Annotated in this window: 8 protein-coding genes; 6 read left to right on the top strand and 2 right to left on the bottom strand. The window is 43.5% G+C overall.

All coding sequences use genetic code 11. The features are described from left to right. The first annotated feature begins 3 nt into the window (after positions 1 to 3). A complete protein-coding gene (locus tag HHL23_RS02630; RefSeq protein WP_169233262.1) occupies positions 4 to 321 on the top strand; it encodes a hypothetical protein in 318 nt (105 codons plus the stop codon). 67 nt (positions 322 to 388) lie between these two features. Here HHL23_RS02630 and pncA read toward each other — a convergent pair whose 3' ends face one another. Next, the gene (gene pncA / locus HHL23_RS02635; RefSeq protein ID WP_169233263.1) at positions 389 to 979 is read right to left on the bottom strand and encodes a bifunctional nicotinamidase/pyrazinamidase; all 591 of its coding nucleotides are present in this window, start codon (positions 977 to 979) and stop codon (positions 389 to 391) included. 191 nt (positions 980 to 1,170) lie between these two features. Further along, positions 1,171 to 2,916: a CocE/NonD family hydrolase gene (locus tag HHL23_RS02640; protein ID WP_169233264.1), complete on the bottom strand. Its 1,746-nt coding sequence runs from the start codon at positions 2,914 to 2,916 to the stop codon at positions 1,171 to 1,173. Between the two features lie 712 nt (positions 2,917 to 3,628). Here HHL23_RS02640 and HHL23_RS02645 point away from each other — a divergent pair. Genes HHL23_RS02645 through HHL23_RS02665 form a run of 5 tightly spaced genes read left to right on the top strand, consistent with a single transcriptional unit; the run spans position 3,629 to position 20,355 of the window. Beyond that, positions 3,629 to 3,979, top strand: coding sequence for a hypothetical protein (locus HHL23_RS02645; protein WP_169233265.1), 351 nt, complete (start codon positions 3,629 to 3,631; stop codon positions 3,977 to 3,979). Continuing rightward, positions 3,945 to 4,361, top strand: a complete 417-nt coding sequence (locus tag HHL23_RS02650; RefSeq protein WP_169233266.1) for a hypothetical protein — start codon at positions 3,945 to 3,947, stop codon at positions 4,359 to 4,361. Before HHL23_RS02645 ends, HHL23_RS02650 begins: the two co-directional genes overlap by 35 nt. 26 nt (positions 4,362 to 4,387) lie before the next feature. After that, positions 4,388 to 8,041: a hypothetical protein gene (locus tag HHL23_RS02655; protein ID WP_169233267.1), complete on the top strand. Its 3,654-nt coding sequence runs from the start codon at positions 4,388 to 4,390 to the stop codon at positions 8,039 to 8,041. 33 nt (positions 8,042 to 8,074) lie between these two features. Next, positions 8,075 to 9,442 carry a hypothetical protein gene (locus HHL23_RS02660; RefSeq protein ID WP_169233268.1) on the top strand — a complete coding sequence of 456 codons (1,368 nt, stop codon included), beginning with the start codon at positions 8,075 to 8,077 and terminating at the stop codon, positions 9,440 to 9,442. A 17-nt stretch (positions 9,443 to 9,459) separates the two neighbouring features. Beyond that, the gene (locus HHL23_RS02665; protein WP_169233269.1) at positions 9,460 to 20,355 is read left to right on the top strand and encodes a hypothetical protein; all 10,896 of its coding nucleotides are present in this window, start codon (positions 9,460 to 9,462) and stop codon (positions 20,353 to 20,355) included. Positions 20,356 to 20,424: the final 69 nt, after the last annotated feature.

The raw sequence follows: 20,424 nt of genomic DNA on the forward strand, positions 1-20,424 counted from the left end.
CTAATGATATCGGTGAAAGTAGAAATTGTAATTAGAGTTAAACTTACGTTAAAGTATTGGCTAAAGAAAAATTATTGCTTACAGACAGGCAGTTATGTTCTGGATGCGCAGGTTACCAAAGTAAAAGATGGCGTATATCACGCTATGCTTGAAGGAAAAAATGTGGTCTTTACTTTTAATGAAACATCAATCGCAATCAATATTGAAAATCCTCAGGATAAGGATGCTCTCCATTTCTACTGCTCAGATGGAGCAAGCATAGCAGGCGCGTACACCAAAATAACGGCTCCTCTAGATCCTTCTCAAATGGATAAAAAATAAATCAGTAAAAAAGGACTGAAATTATTCAGTCCTTTTTTCATACAGAATGGATTATTATGAAGAGATACTAAATAACAGTCCCTCCTTTTAGCTTAAAGTCTGCCGTCACACGCTCATATCTTTCTGCATCTATGGGTTTAGAAGCGCGCTCTATGATACTTGATTTAAAACCTAGGTCTAATGCATCGTTAGCTGTATAATAGACACAATAATCAGCGGCCACTCCGCAAACGGCTACTTCTGTAACCCCTCTTCCCTTAAGATAATCGGCCATGCCTGTAGATTTTTTTCTGCCATTATCAAAGAAACCACTGTAGCTATCAATTTCTTTATCCATTCCTTTTCTGAAAATAGCCTCAATATGGTTCGTTAAAAGTTCCGGAACCAATTCAGCTCCCTGTGTTCCTTGTAAGCAATGCTCCGGCCATAGCACCTGATCTAATCCATTTAATGATATTTCTTCAAACGGTTTTTTACCCGGATGGGAAGTAAAGAAACTTTTATGGCCTGCAGGGTGCCAATCTTGTGTGGCTACTACCAGATCATATTCTGACTGTAATTCGTTAATAATTTGAACAATTTCATTACCCTGGTTAACGGCTAAAGCGCCTCCCGGTAAAAAATCATACTGTACATCGATGATAATTAAAGCATTCATAAATAAAAATTAAATGTTATTAGTTTAATAAATCTACAATACGTGATTTAAAGTATTCAAATTTAACTATTTTCCCACATAATGTGAATTTTTTACTAATAAAACATTTTATATTCAATTTACCTGATTATTATTGTCAGTACAAGCAAGAAAATTATCCGCGTATCAACCTATTCATATTTCCAGATCAATCAGTTTCTAACGATGGGAATCTTAACAAAGCTATCGTTGTACCATTTCACTTTTAATGGTTCTTTGGCATCTTTGATGGTTTCTTCGCTTACTGTTTTTCCTGTTCCATAGTTGAGTTCAGAAAACGGATTTTTATTGACATTCAGGTAAATCACCAGTCGGCTGCCTTTACTTAATTGTTTGCTTACCAAATGGGTATTGGAGAATGGAATCGTTTCAATTTCATTAGGTTTCAGCAATTTCCTTTTGGTAATATCTGTTGAGTAACTTGCGCGCCCAATAAAATAAGACAGATGAAAATATTCTCCATTTGGCATTAACTCATATAATGTCACGCCGATATCCATATCCTTTTTATTAATGCTGGCTTTGATTTCCCCTAAAAAAGATCCATTGATTACCATGGGTTCTTTTAAAGGTTCACTAATGAAATTAAAACCGTTAGATGTATCAATTTCCTTGCGAATAATAGGTTCCGGATAATAATCGTTATTTGTTATTTCTCTGTTTGCAAAATCTACCTCTTGTGTTAAATAGCTTCTTTTAATGGGCTTTTGTGAATTTAGAGAATAGAATTTACCTGATTGGTTATCTGTCAGGTACAGGGTTAAAAAACCATTACTCATTTTATCAAGAGATGGAGCACTTCGCCATTCATTGGTACCCATTACCTGATAGTTAATTTTATCTTTTAAAATGTCTGGCTTAGTTCCGTTCTTTAAAATATAATCAAACCACTGATACGTAATTTTATTGATATCAAACAACGCAACAGGATCTACTTTATACTCGTACAGAGTGGCTTCTCCCCCACTTTGGGTTCCAAAATGCCCATAAGGTCCTATAATTAAATAAGCAGGTGTTTCAGGGCTATACTTTTGAAGTTCTCTCAAATAATATAAACCTGAACTCTGCCCGTCATTGTAGTAACCATCAAACGCCAAAACGGGTATTTTTATTTGGGCGAAATCTTTTTTATAGGGTGTCATTTTTTGCCAATAATGATCAAAAGAAGGATGGCTGATCCATCGTTGAAACCATTTGTTTGGGACACCGTCTATACTATCTAATTTCTTATACGCAACTCCTGTTTCCCACCATGTATTCTGCATTTTTCTAAAACGCTGTCTGTCATTTCCGGCTATGGTATCCAGAGATTTATTATTTCCAACGTAAAATGCCCATTCATAATTGGGGTTAACAAAAATATTATTTTCTACAGGTAAGCCCTGTCCTGGTCTGGCCGCTACATAAGGTACAATTGTTTTAAGAGCCGGATGCAGGGTTTTGCAGGCTGCCCACTGTGTAAATCCATTATAACTTCCTCCATACATCCCAACACTTCCATTAGACCATTTCTGTTTACTGATCCAATCAATGACATCATACGTATCATTTGCATCATTCTCATAGGGAAGTATTTCGTTCTGACTGAATCTTTTTCCTCTTGCATAGGCAATAACTCCTATATAACCATTATCTACAGATCGTTTTAATGATACCATATCGCGGCCTTTATCTCTAACATAAATTGTTGATTGAAGTATGACTGGTGCAGGTTTTTCATCTCCTTTTTTACGGACCACGATTAAAGATAAAGTGGCCCCATCTCTGGTTTTTACAGAAACACTATCCTGAATATTGTAAATACTTTTTAGATCTTCCGCTTTTGCTTTTTTTGTTTGCTGGGCTGGACAATAGAAAAATGCCAGAAATAGAATGATGAAATTCAACAATATTTTCATGGGTTAATTTTAGTTTATTTCGGTTGAGCAATCCGGTTCCTTCTGCCTATAGTTAGCTCACCAATTACGCTGAATGGTCAGCGTAATTTTAAACGCTAATATAATGCTTATTCAGTAAGCATAATGGGTTATTTTACATTATAATTTAATTCATTATTTTGATATTTTAAACTATATAAAAACACCCTGAAAACAAGTAGTTCTGATATTTATCCTCAGATATTTTATAAGCAGCGAAGGAGAGTTTGTCGATTTTTATCAAAAATATTCTGTGAGGTTTACACCAATGAAGACCTTGCATCATTACAATCTACAAATTTTTATAAGGAGAACTTTGAATAATTTGAGATCATACAACCATACCTGCTAAACCCTATCTAAAAAGAATGTCTTGATTCTAAACAGATAATCACCTACGTATAAATACGTAATTCATAATTCAGGTATTTTCACTTAACAGGGGATTATTTTATTTTCTTTACTTTGAATTGTTCTTTAATGAAGCTTCTCACACTATAAAAGGCGAATTTGAAAAGCCTGATTATAAAACGGAATAGAAAAGAGAGAAGACCAGATAGGTTTCAGATAAGATAGAATTGAGGTTAAAAATGAAGGAAAGCTATCATGACTATAATTTAAAAATGAAGTCCTTTATCCTGTAGTAACATTACATTTTTTCAAAAATATTTTTATAACCTTAAAACTAATAATTATGGCATCACAAAACCCGGTAATCAACCAAAACGGAACAGCCAGCATTAAATCAGGTCAATTTTGTACCTGGAACACAGCAAACGGCACAAACGCGACTATTACTATTGCTAACTCCAGCAGAAGCAACGTACTGAAATTCGCTATTTCAGGAGCACCCGCAAGCGGTATTATTGTAGACGACCCCAGCCAGCCAAGATCAGTTTTCGATGGAGTTTACTCTTTAAAACCTAATTCTCCTAACGTTGTAGTTACTGCTTTTGGTGATTTTGGAGGCTCAACAGTCACTATCACCAACATCACTAATGCTCAAAATGATGCTGAGGCAACTATTCAGTGCCAAACCAGCTAAGTGCAGCTATAAACTTCACTTTCAGATCCTTTTATTATTTATTCTTGGTCATACCCTGGCAATGGGTCAGGGTGTGATCAGGTCTAAAGCTGATACCGTGTCGCTTTCCCGTTTTGAATTTGCACAAAAAATGACCAATAACGGAAGCGATTGTATCTGTTCGATCACCAATACCAGTCAGGCTAATATAGCTATGACCGTTTTGACCGGTGCCCCTGATGCTATCCAGCTGGACAGCACGGCAATCTTCAATGGTACGCATTCTTTAAAGCCCGGCCAACAAGTAATTGCTGTAGGCAACTTTGCAGGCAAGCAAATCACGGTATTAAATCTGTCACTGATGGATGTTGTGATTCTTGTTATGCTCTTCTGCCCTGGTTAAAGTATTCACAACCTATAATTATTCTTATGGCACCATCCGAAACAGAGATCATATTCAGCAATGAAAATTCAGGAAATCCTGCGCTCTATATTTTTAATCAGGTAGGACAACATTGGACCGCTTTATTGCTTCCGGAAGGATCTTCTTATGCAGACCCTACCATCAGCCTTCAGGTGGCAACACAGCAACAGGTCTACTTCCTGTTTGCCAAAACTTCTCCTGCCGATGTAAAAAACTTTATCGACAGCTATCGTCCTTACCTGTTGACGTTCCGACAGAATGTGATGGCCAACCTCACGACAGCATGGTTAAGCAGCCCGGAACAAAAACCTTCCACTAAGAATACAACCGTCCTCAACTTCGCACAATTTGGCACCAGCGCGCCTTTTGTCGTGGGACAACCATTTAACGTAACTATCGGCAGTGGCTTCGGTACGCTCTCCATCCAGAACAATACCGTGATGCAGCTGCAACCCGATGAAAATTCTAATGCCTTACGCCTCACATGGACACCCGGCAACCCCAATATGACCTTTGCCAATAAGGTATTAGGTACCAGCTCTATGTTTAGAAGCGACATTACGATTCCTTTCAGCGGCCCGGGTACGGGCTCCTTCCGTTTTTTGCTTGGTCTGAATATGAACCTGGACTTTAAGGGATACGGTCTGCAAAACAACTATTACTATGGTGACAGCACAGCACCTTCTTACTTTGCCTATCCCATACTGCAGACAGGCAGTACCAATGATTATCTCCTTACCCAGACTGAAATCGATCTCCTTGACGTAGCCAATAATGGAGGACTGAATACCTATTTCGCCATTACAGGCCAAATCTACAATGCGAATACTGGTAAAACAAGAGCAGCCAGCCTGCCCAGTTATTATGCCATCAATACCGGCTACCCTCTTACTTTATGGCCCGCAGTGGACATGGTGGATTCAGGAGCTCCGGTCAATAATCTCTTTCCGACAGACAATAGCGCACGCTTTGTCATATCCCCGCAGGATGCTGCAGGGATCAAATCATATTACCTGTCGCCGGAGGGTGATTTTTACCTCGATCCCGGCGCATCGCAAGCTGCCTTTGCCGATGAAAACGGACAATACAGCTTACTTCCCGGTCTTTCCGGCACAGAAGTAGTTTCATTTACTCCCTATAAAAACAACGATGGTACTATTATCGGTGACACAATACGTTTTACCTCAAAGCAGGCAGCCTTTGCTGCCAATTTTCCTGGTCAGGAAGTATCCCTGGCCAACCCCGGCACTGATAAACCCGTACTCGACAGCACTTACCTGACAGCATGGGCCAATATCGTTGCTGCCACACCCGGCAATGTACAATATGCCTCACAGCCTCAGGGTGCTTCATTATACGCTAAAGATCATGGTGTGGCATCGCCCGGCAATAATATCACAGGGTTCCTCGGCTTTTACGAACCTTCAGTAGATATGCCTCAAACCACTGGTTTTGCTGTACCCATGGCACCTTATCTTGGTGTAAACCCTGTACCTCCACCCAGTGCTGATGGTATCGGCACATTTGAATCCAAAGTACTCAGCGCCGAAAGAAAAACATTGATATCTGCTGCTTTCACTACACCACACAGCAGTAAAAGCAAGGCCAAAAGAACCATGGCCAAAACTGCAGCTACAGGCTATACAGCCTCGACCACTCCTCAGGGCCTGGTCGCCAATGTGAACAACAACGGTAACTGGAGTTTACTGAACCTTGCACAGAATACCGTCAACAATGGTCCACCTGAGTACCTCAACCCGGAGGAACAAACGTCGGCAACACCACCGCAATACCAGCTCAGCTTTATTAACCTGATGCCTCAAATGCAAAGCGCCTTCCTTACCAACCAACAATTTCTGGTGGTAACCAATAATCAGTATCTGGGCGATTTGTTTTCAACAATGAATACACCCGGCGGGGGCTCAAGCAGTCAGCCTGTGTTCAACAATAAAATGTCCATTGAAGACTGGCCGTTTGATCTGAACGTAGGTGTTAGTAACACCTACGCCGATTACAATAATGTATTGATCTTTAAATTCTGCAAAGGCTCCATCGTCGACCGGGTAAAAAATCCCAAAGAATGGACACAGGCCAATGCATTTAATATTGATAAAAACAACACCGATTCGGCAGCTGCTTATAATCAGTTGGTCGCGGTGTCATCTTGGCTTCAGACCTATTTGGAGGCAGCTGAAGATGCCTACAACTCAGCACTAGCCGATCCTGCTTCCGGCCAGCTGGAATATTATCAGAAATTCCACGCCATTATCAATGATCCCAATTGGAATGGTATTCTGGCTTTAAAAGCTACGATCGATTTACAGGAATTCCCGCAGCAATTAAAAGGATTAATCAGTGGTATCATCCTCAAGAATTTCTACGCGCATCACTTCGGCATCGAGGTGAACAGAGTGGATGCCAGTGGCGTGATCACCATGGATCCCGTCAGTTCGCTGTTTGGACTGATTAATTATGTTGACCCCGCTTATGCCCAGCAAATATCACAGGGACTGAATCCCAATAAACCGGTGCAGCCTGCAGCGGGAGCCACTTACGATTTTAAAGTACTGTTCTTGCAGGTATTGTTTGAAAATACCGCCATCAAGGACTTTGCCAGTAAGCTACAGCTGACCATGAACAACTTGTTCTCCGATAAAGTGGCCGGCACCAACAACCCATACGGTTCGAATAGTTTGAATACAGTAGTATTGAACGGTACTTATCAGGACCATAATGGTACACCGGTATATGTTTTCGATAACAAAGACGATAATCTGTTCTACTTTGACAGTAACTTGCTGACCAATGTAGAGATCACCAAAATACAGTTCAATACACTCACAACAGATCCTGCAGCACTCGACATACAATCGAGGTTTACCATGTGGGGTTATCTCAATTTCGATACAATGACAGCTCCACCGGTTAATGAAGGTGATCCAGCCTATCCGTTGGATGCCTTTTCCTTTGGTATTGCATTGAATGATGGTACCCTGCAACACGGGCTCAATTACAGTAATCTGTATGTGAACATGGCTTTTAATCTCAATACGCCAACAGTGACCACCTATGCTTTTGATGCCTCGCAGATCGCGTTCAACTCATCACAAAGCAACGCCAGGGCCAACAGTCTTTATCCCAATTTTGCTTTACAGATCAATAAGCTGTTAAGTGGTAATGACGAATCGGCGCCGTCGGGTCAGGGCTATTTAAAGCTCTCCTTACCTGGCATCAATGCCACTGGAATTACAGGTGATTGGTATGGCTTGCAGATGACCCTTAATATGGGTTCGCCCGGCGAGTTAGCCAGCAGTGCCGGTTTTAATGCTAGTCTGCTCATAGCATGGAGTCCAGGCTCCAAAAGTGCTTCTCCAGGCTATAACGCCTTTGTGGGGATCAAGCTGCCTGGTACTGCCAGCAACGCCAAGCTGCTGAGCATACAGGGTGTATTGAAACTCGCTATTGATAAGCTGAGCCTTCAATATGTAGTGAATCAGCAATCCTATCTTCTAACCCTGTCCAATATTGCTTTGAAATTGCTGGGTATCCTGAAACTGCCACCGGGCGGAAATACCGACTTTCTGTTGTTCGGTAATCCTAATCCCGGAGCTACAGCCAAAAGTCTGGGCTGGTATGCCGCTTATAACAAAAATGTATAAACCTGTTGCTATAAACCTAAAAATCGATGTCTTATGGCCCGTATCTTATATTGGAACATTGAAAAGTTCGGAATCAACAAAATAAATGAACCCAGAGCCAAGCGGAAACGGGATGGAACTCTTACGATCCCTCCACCGCAAGCCGGTTACAGAAGAGAAGTTATCCGCACAACACTTATCCAGAATACCCCTGATATTTTTGTGGTGGTAGAAACATCTACGGGCACAGGAACTCCCGGCACACTGATCACAGCAGGCGGAGAAACAGGCAGCCTGTTTTTGCTGCAACAGTTAAGGATCTGGTTTCCCGCACCGAATGACTGGCGGCTTGTTCCTCCACTCAGGTTAGGACAAGGCAATGTGCAGGAAGGTATTTCCGTATTTTATAACCATGCCAATGTACAGTTCACAGGTCCATGGGGCTGGCAGGGTGGAGCTAATCCTTCTGATTCAGTGGCTAATATTGGGCCCGGAAATCTTGTTAATTACGGAATTAATTGGGCAGGTGCTCTTCCTTTGGGTAATGCACCCGGCGGAGGAAACCTGATCAATCCTGGAATACCCTATTGCCATCTGGCGGGCCAATGGCAGTTCCGCGGACCTGTGTCAGGCGGTGTAGCACCGGTACTGGATTTCCCCAATGCTTTTAACAGAACCCCTTTTTTAACGACATTCTGGGAACCGGCAAACGGAGGAAGGACCATCAAATTACTATCCTTCCATGCTTCTCCCAAAAAACAACAGTCGGCAGACGGTACCAACCAGCTTTCCTATATCCAGGAAATGACGACAAACCTTGCCGTCAATGAAGTGGGAGTAATAGTCGGAGACTTTAACGTTGATATTTTTAACACCCATTTCCAACCTATTGCTTATGATCGGTTACTGGGTAATTTTCCCGGAGGTGTCGGCTATACACGTCAAATTAACCCCACTCCTAATGTATGGCCTGACAAAGGCTATGTATGTACCATGATGAGATCGCACAATAGTGCAAGGCCATGGCAGACCAATGGATATCCCGGTTACGAGTATGTGATCCAGGATACTTTTTCGAGTGTGGATAATGTACTGACCCGGTATGGCGGAGGAACAGCCGTTGGCCCCGCTACGAATATCACCATTGTGAACAGGGTAACCGGTACGACGTACAACCGGGATGCACCGCCAATAGTTGGCGCACCACCCGGAAGCCTGGTATACAACTCTGCGATGGCTTTGAATGCAGGAATGCCTGCGGCAGGCCTACCTTCCGCTTTAGCACTTCCACCGGCAGGTCCTGCGGGGCATGGCGGTTATGTTAGAGGCAATATAGGTGCTATGACCACTTTTGTTGGCTGGAACAATTACCGAAGGGTCAGAAGTACAAGTGATCATATGGGATTAATTGTAGACGTTTAACCGAATAACATTTTATTATGAGCTTATCCAAATTAGCTGCTACCTTCAGGAGCCAGGCCGCTGCCAATAATAACAACATTACTATTGATGCAGCATCTTTTACCGATTCGGACCTGATCCCTCAGGCTGGGCTGGACGATCTTTTGTCCAAAAGCTACAAGCTGCCTGCTGATTCGTTTCTGTTGATCGACACTTCCGGTACTTCTATACCTGAGCCTGTCGGGAACACACTAACGATATCCAATGCAACGGCAGCCATACTCAATGTAGAAAAGAGTAATACCTCCGTCACCTTGATCGTTACAGCGAATGATGCGGATGAAGTTCAGTTTACCATACAGATCAATCTCTCCAACTGGATATTTGCCACCAGTTGGCCATATATGACAGGAGGTGTATTCGATAATCTTCCTTATACCTCGCCTTCCTTTGTTTTCAGTACTCAGGAAGTACCTGCTTTCAAATGGCAGCAAAAAAATATTTCTTTAACAGAAGGACAGAACTTTGCAGCGCTTATTACACTGACCAAATGGCTGCAGCCTGTCGTGAATTTCTTTACTTCTTGGACCTCATCCACACAACTGGCTCTTGTGGGAAGTATAGATCCTTCGCAGGTCAACAACGAAGATATCGTTTATCCTGATCTGGATCTTTTTGTCAATGTAGATGCCACCCTGATATCCTTGGGATTTCTGAAAGTCAGCAACCCTGGTATTGGGTTTCAGATCAAAACAGAAGAAGAAATAATTCCCACAGAACCGGAAGATGAAGGAGATGCATTGCGCCTTGAGTACGAAACGGATGATGGGTTAATGCCAACGGCAGGTGAGACGGAAAAAGTACAGACGCCTATACTCTACTTCCAGCTGTTACTGGCGGCTGGCGATGCTATTGTATTGAATTTCAGTGCAGCTGTTGAATCAGGATCCTCTTCCTTCCTGTTGAATGTAGCTTCCGAACCGGACAAACCACTTACCCCGCTCAGTTTATTTGGACTGATGGCCGGGCAGAACTGGTTTCAGACCATACCACCTACTTTACAGCAATATCTCAACAGTATTGCTTTCAAAGGATTTAATACCTCTCTGGATTTCAGCAACGGGCTGAGTATAACCAGCGTATCAGCATATATAGGATCGAATGGTGCATGGACGCTTTTCGATAATTTTGTTATTGAGCAATTCGATGTGAACTGGGTCATCATTGGTCCGGGTACCACGAATGCACAAAGTTTATATTTCAGCGCCAGAGTCAACTTCTTCCCCACTATATTTGTGGGAGGTTTTGATGTGGAAATCACTTCAGATCTTACGCTTTCTGCTGCCTTTACCGGATCGGTTACGTTTAACAATTTATTATCAGCCATTACGGCGGGAGCTATTAACATTCCTGAAAATTTATTGCTGGTTGAATTTACCGCTTTCGGTATCAATATGGATATCAACAGCAAGTATTATGAGTTTTATGCCAATGCCAATATTGACATCAATTTCATCACCAATGTTTCGGTAACTGATGGCACCCTAAGACTGACTTCTTCTTCACCCGCAAGCGGCACCGGCCCAAGTATATTTACAGCCCAGGTATCAGGATTATTTGCCATTGGCAGCCTGCAGCTCAATACGGATGTGAATTATAATTCATCTGACGGTTGGGACTTAAGTCTTGCAATGCCCGAAGGCCGTAATTTAAATCTGGGTGAACTCATTAAGCAATTATTCCAGACCATCAGTCTGCCTACCAGCTTCCTTCCCGACAGCTTAAATATTACACAATTCTCGCTGAATGCCACCATTCCAAACGGAACAGGAAAAAGCAGTTATGAAGTAAAAGGAGGACTGCAATGGATATTTAATTTCCCGATTATCGATCAGAAAATCAATATCATCGCCAATCTCTGGCTGAAATATGAAGCTGCAAGCAATGATTCTGCCACCGGCAAATACTCCGGCGGTGTATTAGGTAGTGTAACCCTGGACTACTTCAATGCCACCGTTGGCATCAGCTATAATTTCTCCGAAAACAACCAGCAGCTCGCTATTACCTGGGAAGGCTTTACCGCCATGTATGATATAAGCGGACAAAGCCGTACCATTGTTTTCTCTATTAAGAACTGGACCCTGGGCGGATTGATCACTTCTTTCATGAAGATGCTGTTCAACCCAACATTTGAGCTCGATGCACCATGGGATATACTTAATAAAATAAGTCTGGACGGTTTCTCGGTGACTTACAACCTCGATACCAAAGACATTAAGGTGACCTACAAACTGCCTAAAACGCTTAACCTCATATTCATCAATATTAACGGCATCAACCTTACCAAAACCGAAAAAGGGGTATTCATCACCTTCGACGGTAATTCCGTGGTGCCTTCTATCAACGACAGTAACCTGTTCAAACCTTCCACCGGCGGACAGGACATTCAGAAAATGCCGGAAGTACCAGGACAAGGCAACCAGTATTTCGACCTACGTCTGCTCGCCATGGGTCAGCACGTAGAATTGGTCAATCCTGCCCAATACAATTCTATCAAAGATGTAACCAAGGCCATGCAGGAAGCCTTTACAGAGCCTAAACCGGGCACAGTGCCTATAGGACCGGGTTCTGGCAATACCCTGTTGCAGTTCAACGAAGACAGCAACTGGCTGATCGCGACCAATTTTGGGATACTGAATGCAGGCACCAAGGATAAACCGGTATGGACGCTGGATATGCAGGTCGTGTTTAACGATCCTAACCTGTACGGACTGCGCATCGCCATGGCAGGTGGCAAAGCTAAGATACTCGAAGGGCTCGACTTTGAGATCATGTATAAAAAGATCTCCGACTCTATCGGTGTCTATCAAATAGATCTTACGCTGCCTAATGCACTACGCTATCTGCAGTTTGGTGCAGTCAATATCACGCTGCCTTCCATTGGTATTGAAATTTACACCAATGGTGATTTCATGGTGGATATTGGTTTCCCTTATAATATGGATTTCTCCCGTTCGTTCACCCTGCAGGCCATTGTGCCACCGGGTATCCCTGCTATGGGATCAGGAGGTCTATATTTCGGCAAACTCAGCAGCGCCACGACCAATAAAGTCCCTAAAACCAATTACGGAAACTTTAATCCGGTGATCGTATTTGGGATCGGTTTGCAGGTAGGTGTGGGCTATAGCGTAAATTACGGTATACTCAATGCCGGTTTCAGCATCACCATGTTTGGTATCATTGAAGGGGTGATAGCCGCTTACTATCCTTACAGCGGAGCTCTACAGGAAAGCAATAAAGAACAGGTAGAAACCTCCTATTATTATTATCTGCAAGGTACCATCGGAATTATTGGTAAATTATACGGTTCTATAGACTTCGGGATCATATCAGCCAGTGTTAATATTACCGTCATGGTGTATGCACAGGCTACTTTTGAAGCCTATAACAAAATACCACTGGCTATTGTAGCTTCAGTGGATGTCAGGGTTTCTGCTAAACTGAATCTGGGGATCTTCTCCATTACCATTCATTTTACCTTTACGGCCAAAATACGCTTTGACCTCACCATTGGGACAGACCAGACCGCCAAAGCACCGTGGAATAACAATCTTGGAGCGCCACACGCTGCCGCCCGATTATCTGCACCTGCAGCTACTGTACGAATTGCACCAGCCCGCATAGCAACACCGCTTGATGGTGCTATGCCTGTTGAATTTGCAACAATTGATGCATTTGAAGCAACAGAGGAAATCTGGCCTGATCAAATGGTGATACGACGTTCACCTCATATGCCTATCAACTACTGTTCTGTATTAGCAACAATTTCTGCGGACAGCCTGCCTACATTGAATCTGTATTTTGTGCCTCATTTAACTATATCAGGACCTGAAAATGGTAACCTGAAAGGCCAGACCGCACAATATGTAGCTACTCTGTTCACCGATGCACCTGATCCATCAGGTGACGGCAATGGAACTACGACTTCTTTTGAATATTTATGCGCCGATTTCTTCCGTTGGCTGGTACTGAACTATATTGATCATACCCCATCACAATCTGCCCGTGCAGAAGTAGATACGGAAGGTATTTCAAAAGCGGATCTCGATGCATTGATCGCTTTTCTGTCCAGTGAAAGCAATCCTTTCCCTATACCAACCCATGATCTGCTCAACTTCCTGCAAAACAGCTTTCAGGCAGTCAACGTTCAGTTGCTGCAAGACAATCTGACCGCAGCAGCCATCTTCCCTATGTTCTTTGATCTTGAACTGAAGGTACCTGATATCTCATTGGACATCCAGTTCAATAATTATAATATGGCTACGCAGGAATATCTTTCCGCAGTGAAAGAATGGTTCAATGAGCTGGCCGTAAAAGTACAGGAAGAAACCGCAACTGCTGCCAGGTTTGCAGTATCCGATCCGCAGCAATGGAGTATGTCTACCTTTGTTTTTGAAGATTATTTCGTACTCTTAGGTAAGCAGCTGGCAGGCTACGCTTCTGATTCGATGGATAATTTTACCTATCGTCTCAGCAATGGCAACAGCTTATCCGCTATGGTCAACTGGGCTAATGGTATTAGTGTAGACGGAACGAACAATAAAGTTTATGTACAGGACATCGCTACGGCTAATCAGACCCATCCGCTTACCGGCAATAATCCGGTAGTCATAACAGGTGTGATGTATGATATTGCAGATGGCGATACCTTTACTTCTGTGGCGGCTATATATGCCATTACAGCAACCATGCTGATCACAGAAAATGCAGCTGTGCCGGGATTATTGGCACCTCAAACACTTACTTATAAAGGCAATTCCTATAATGTACAGGCTACCGATACCATCAATGCAGTAGCGGCCGGATTAAAAACAACGGTAAAAGATCTTGCCGCTGATACCAGCTTCCAGAATACGGCAGTCCTCATGACAGGCAGCTGGCTGATCATTGGAGCCGCTATCTATACTGCTAAGAACGAAGACACCTTTAATGGCATCTGCACGAACGTATACAAAAAACTCGACGTAAGTGCATTACTGATGCAAAACCAGATAACTCCAGGATTATTCATTGCCGGTAACAGCTTTGAATACAATACTATCCCATATACTATTGTACCTGGTGATACGCTTACCAGCATGGCAGCCGCTATTTCAATAGTAGCAAATGCTACGGTTACCCCTCAGGACCTTGCGAGTGATCTACAGGTACAGGCACTGCAAGTCCAGCCGCTAGGTCAGGTATTAGTTCAGCCGTTTATCCATACTACTATTACCTTCGGCGATGCAGTTGAGGCCGACACGCTAGATACATTAGCACAGCAATATAATACCACAGCAGCCCTGCTGGCTAACAATTATGCCAACCAGCAGCAAGACAAATTCTTCTACGACGGCGAAGGATATACCAATGCCAATATTCCTGGTCTGCAATACCTTACTGTAGGCAGTATTCTGGAATACTTTACTGATAATAATTCTTATGGACAACTGTCAGGTATGGTATCACGGTATCAATTACATGGTATGCGTCTGCCTACTACTCTTCCGGGACTTACCCTTTCGAAAGATTCACCTTGTACGGGTTCCAATTGCGCCCTATATGCGCTGACCGGTCAGGAATTTGACCTGCCTGCTACTATACCTGCAGACTTCTCGATACAGCTTATCAACAATTCTTTAAGCTGGCTGCAGTTCAACGGAAAAACAATGAAGGAAGAAGGTGGCAATACACTCGATATAACCTTAACGTCTGAAGATCTTAACCAAATCAGTACCCTGCTTACCTACGCACAGGAAACTGGTATACAACCAGATGTACTGGAGCTGACACCTATGCAGCCTTTCAACCTGCAGGCAGTACAATACACTTTCCAAACTACTACGCAATGGCAGACATCAGGAGCATTGAATTTACCTTACGGATCACCGGGAGACCAAAGCAATATATCGCCATTGATCTGGCAGTTCCCTTCCGGTCTGCTCAACCAACTGGCACTGCCTAAAGAGCAAGGTTCAGCGTTCAGCGTTCAGATAGGACAGTATGATGCCGCCAAAGGGGTGATGGATTACTGGCCATCTTCTTACTACGGATGGAGTACGATGGTAGATATAGAGCTTAAACTTCTCGATACTGATTCTACAGCTTCAGTAAATGCTTACAGCTATGAACTTTTGGGGGCAAGTGAAGCAGATGCTACTATTCTGCAAAGACTGTTGCTGGCATTAGATCCAAAATCAGTCAATAATAACACGGATAAGATCGTTGATATACAATGGCTGTATGAAGGCTCAGACGGATTATTGTCCGTCGGCATGGAGCACATGAAAACATTTATCGTACAAGCCAACCTCTCTACCGAAACCAATCCTGATACCTCGCTGAAAATGGCAGCAAGAGAGGAAGCTGAAACAGCGCCTACCACAGGTGTACTGAACAGTATCTACGATTTCATCCGCCTGCTTTGGGAATGCAGCATTACCCGTTCAGGAGGATATTACCTGATGTATAACGAAACTGAAGGCAATACAGGTTTCCCTTCCAGTGTATTCGGTAAGGGGGATACAGCTAATGTACGTCTGCTTGTAACTTATAGTAGCCAGTACAACAACAAACCAACCGATTATATGACCTGCGCCGTAACAGGTGATAAGATCGATGCGAGCTCCTGCGTGGTCTATGCACAAAGCGAAATGCAGAAAGGATTGTCATACTATGTTAACAGTCCTGATGATACCATCGATAGCATTACGGCCCGCTTCAATATACTGCCTGCCGAGTTGGTAGAGCTGAATAAAAAAGTAGTCCTCAATACAAAAGCAGATGCAACAAACCCTGCACAATATCCTGTCCCTGTTATCACCTTTAACGGATTGGTATCCGAAGTAGGAACTAACGGTCCGGGTAATTCATTGAACTCCATCGCGGCGTATTATGAAGTAGATGCAGCGGCTATTCAACAGCTCAATCCGGGTATCAGCGATTGGAACAACCTTCCGCTTTGGCAGCTCATATTGTTACCTCAGGTACAATATACCATCGGCGGTAAAGCAGGTGTTACCTTCGAAACCATTGCTGCCTATTACTTTATAGATATGGCTGCTATGGCCTGGGCTGTAAGGGATGTGGTGAACATCTTTGTGAATCCGACCACTCTGACCATCAACGATCAGATCCTGCATAAGGTAACTGCCGTACAGCAAGGTACAGCCGGATTCGATCTGAATCGTACGAATCCTAACCCTGATCCGGATAAACAACCTAAAGTAACGGATCCGGATTATGCCAAAGTATACCTCAACAATATGTACAATCTGCTCAGCTACCAGGTAGTAGAAAACAGCTGGTTTACAGAAAGTATTGTAGGTTTACCTGCAGGACCTGCCAAGCCACAGACACAGGACGATGTGCTGGGTAAAACAGACGACAGCAACGGTGACGACGATTTGATATGGTATTACAACCAGGTGGTACCTATTGGCAAGTTCGCTAAACCTAATGCTTTTATGAGCTATCCGGCCGGCTATCCGCAGGAAAATGACAACCCTTACCGTGGTATCGGTCATCCGGTGCAGGTACATTTTGATTGGGTAGATTATTATGGCAACGTAACAGTGACCCCATTCAGTGATCCGCAGCTGGATCCTGCTACACCGGTTAATAATCCTCCTATCCAGACAGGTTATGTGGATGAATTGAAAGGATTAGGTAAATGGCCAAGTGTGGAACTGAGTTATTTATTTGACCTTGGCACCGATAATCTGCCGGAACTGAAGCTGGGATTCAACTTCAATACACAACGCTATAACGAATTGCCGGATGTACCGGCAGATCAGCAACAGGACTGGAAACAGAATGCCGCCAATGATTTACTGACCTACACCAATGTATATTATCAACTGACCCAGTTAAATCCGGTAGATGGTAAGAATACATTAACCGTTACACTCAGCACTTCGCTTACACCCGGCAAGGCCACCGATCTCTCCGGAGACCAGTTCAACCAGTTGCTGCAGTTTGTAAAAGATATTTATACTTATTTATCGGCACGCAGCCAGGGAAATCAGGGTACGGCTCCGGTTATGAACCCGCTCACCAGCCCGGTTAATGTAGCAGATATCGATACCCATTCCATATTGCAGCTCACTGTCAATCTTGATTTTTACCGAGACCTGCAGTATGTGAACACGGACTTTAAAGACAGCACTTTGGTCACCCGTGCTCTTACGCAGGTGAAGCCGAAAACGATGTCCACAACAGCACAAGACGGCACTGATCCGCAGTACAGCCTGAATGAGTTTGCTGCCTTGTTTGAAGCTGCCTTCTTAAGTGTTGATAATTACGAACTGAAGATCGCCATAGGTACGAATGCAGCAACGGCAGGCGGTGTCAATAACCAGGCTGTGTTCGTAGTACGCATGGGCTTAAAATCCGGCCAGGGTATTTACTGGCAAGTCAACCAGGTGGGTACTTATCAGTTGACGGCTGACTCTATTGCACAGCTTACAACAGATGGCGTACCAGCAGATGTTACCAGTGCCGTCCATACTTTGGTAGGCACCCTGTATGACAGCAGAGATCTGTTTGATACTGCTTTGCAGCAACAACTGACAGCTGAACAGTTTAATCAATACCGAATCAATATCTATACATACAGCTTACTGAATGCTGTATTCTATGCGCCTAAGCCATTGGCCACAAGCCTTGTTTCCAAAGGTGGCGTACCCATATGTGATTATCTAACAGGCCAGGGTCTGGATTGCAGCAAAGGCGAAGTACAGACTTTTACCAGCATAGATATGGATAACTGGGGCGCACAGTCCCTGAATGCCATCGATGTATTCCTGAGTGCAGACTACGCGATACCTGCTTTCCTTGTGGATCAGTTGAAATCGGATGAGGAAAAAGCCTGGCTGGAAACACAGGGCATAGATGCCACTACTTACCTGCAGGCCATCACCAACGCTAAGACTAAATTAGCCGGAGCCATTGCTTCGGAAGTGGAACCAATACTTACAGCACCTTATGTTTCATCCGCCCCGGGTGACCATACCAGTCTTGGCAATGCGAAAGATAAATTCGAGCAGCAACTGCTCAACCAGCTTGGTAATGCCTACACCGTAAATGCTCTGGTACAATTCGAAGTAACGGCCGAATCAGACTTTGTGGCATCTGGCAACTATCAAACACCGCCACGCCTGTATGGTACACCGATGATCGGTAACAAAACAGATGGCGAAGCAAAAGAATACAGCATCTCCACCTCCAAGATACAGTTGAATGAAAAGGATGCCACTGATACCGATTCCTTCCTTACTTTCAGCTTTACCACTAAAAATGCGAAGGAATTTACCAGCGTAGACCTGGATATCACTTATGTGGTCACCCATGTGGAATGCGATATCAGGGATGTGGCAGGGATCAAAGGCTATCAGGGTTCTAACTGGCTTACATTCATTATACCTGCTGATGTAAGTAGTAATAGCAGCATGCTAAAGACAGCATCTGTTACCTCATCTCTGCAGCAAAGCTTAGGTAACGTAGATATACCTGTAGTACTGCGCAACTACCCTACACCGCCTACATTGACCACACAAAAAGGCAAAGGCGTATCTGTGGAAGGCGATACCACCAAAACGCGTCTGGCCAAAGCATCCGAATGGGACTTTACGTATTCGTATACCGAAGACCAGGCTGCGCAGGATAAGATATTTTCTGATATTGAGTTCAATATGATTCCGAATCCTTCCGCAAAAATGTTCGGAGCACCTTCCCGCGACCTCTTCAGTGACCTGGCTCAGTTTGTAACCGTATGGCCGCAGGTACTGGATGATTTCAACCGTTATCTGAAATTGATTAATGCTCAATCAGACAGCAATGATATTAATCTGGCTAATGCTTATTATGCATTACAAACGATGGTCACTTTGACCCATAACCTTGCTATTGCCTGGAGCGAATTCAACAGTCAGCTTTTCGGCAATCCTAACAGCAATGGTACTGCCCGTGCCTACGATTTCATCATCCGACAGACAGATGATACCGATTTCGACAACCGCTTTCTGGTAACTATCGTGCCTGCGGTGGATATGTCTTCTGATGATCTGTTGCTGTACCGTGGTACTAAAGCTGTGTTGGAAGCAGATGTGCCACAAACCCCTTACGTGACGATTGATAATTATACGAAAGTGAATGCCACCGATAAGAAAGGCTTGCCTATTCCTAATGCGTATTGGTATCAGGCGGAAGATAAAACCTATCTGTCATGGGAAGAATCCTTCAACATTCCATCCCGCAATGTCAACGTAGATTCACTGAATGTGCTACAGTTCCAATATGCGTGGGCAGGCTTGTCTATTATACGTAATGAAGACCTAGTTCCTTATAATCCGACCGTGAACGACTTTATATACCGCACACCGTTAGTAAGATTTTCTAATAAACTGATCCCATTACTAAGCAATGATGATACCTTTGACATTGCCCGAATTAATAATGATGCGGGACTGAACCTTCCGCTTGCCCAGCAATTAGCCAACTTCTTCAGCACATTCTTTACGTACGATGAATTGGCAGAGCAATTGGTGAAGCTCAGCATATCATGGAATTATCCTTTACTGGCAGCTTCAGGAGACCTATTGCCTGCTATAGAATTACCCGTACTGCTTGCAGCGCCATTCACTTTTGAAATACCGACAGATTATGAGATTCCTGCGGGAGGATGCCAACCATCCTTCAGCGACTCCGACCCGTTTGTTTGCCGTCTGGCCAATACGCTTAAAACATGGTACAGCCAGCACAAGCCTGTCAACAACGGGGCCTGGTTCCAGATTGATATAGCGGTATTCTCATCCCTCAGCGAAAGTAAACTGCCGTTGATAGAGCTTAAAAATATCATACTATATTATAAAAATATTACAGATATAAATGCGTGACATAACATACAGAAATGAGGGTTATTGAACCTTGTCCGGTTTGAACTCCTTTAAACTTCACCACTAAGC

This window comes from Chryseobacterium antibioticum, from assembly GCF_012927325.1.
In the GTDB taxonomy this organism is placed as follows: domain Bacteria; phylum Bacteroidota; class Bacteroidia; order Flavobacteriales; family Weeksellaceae; genus Chryseobacterium; species Chryseobacterium antibioticum.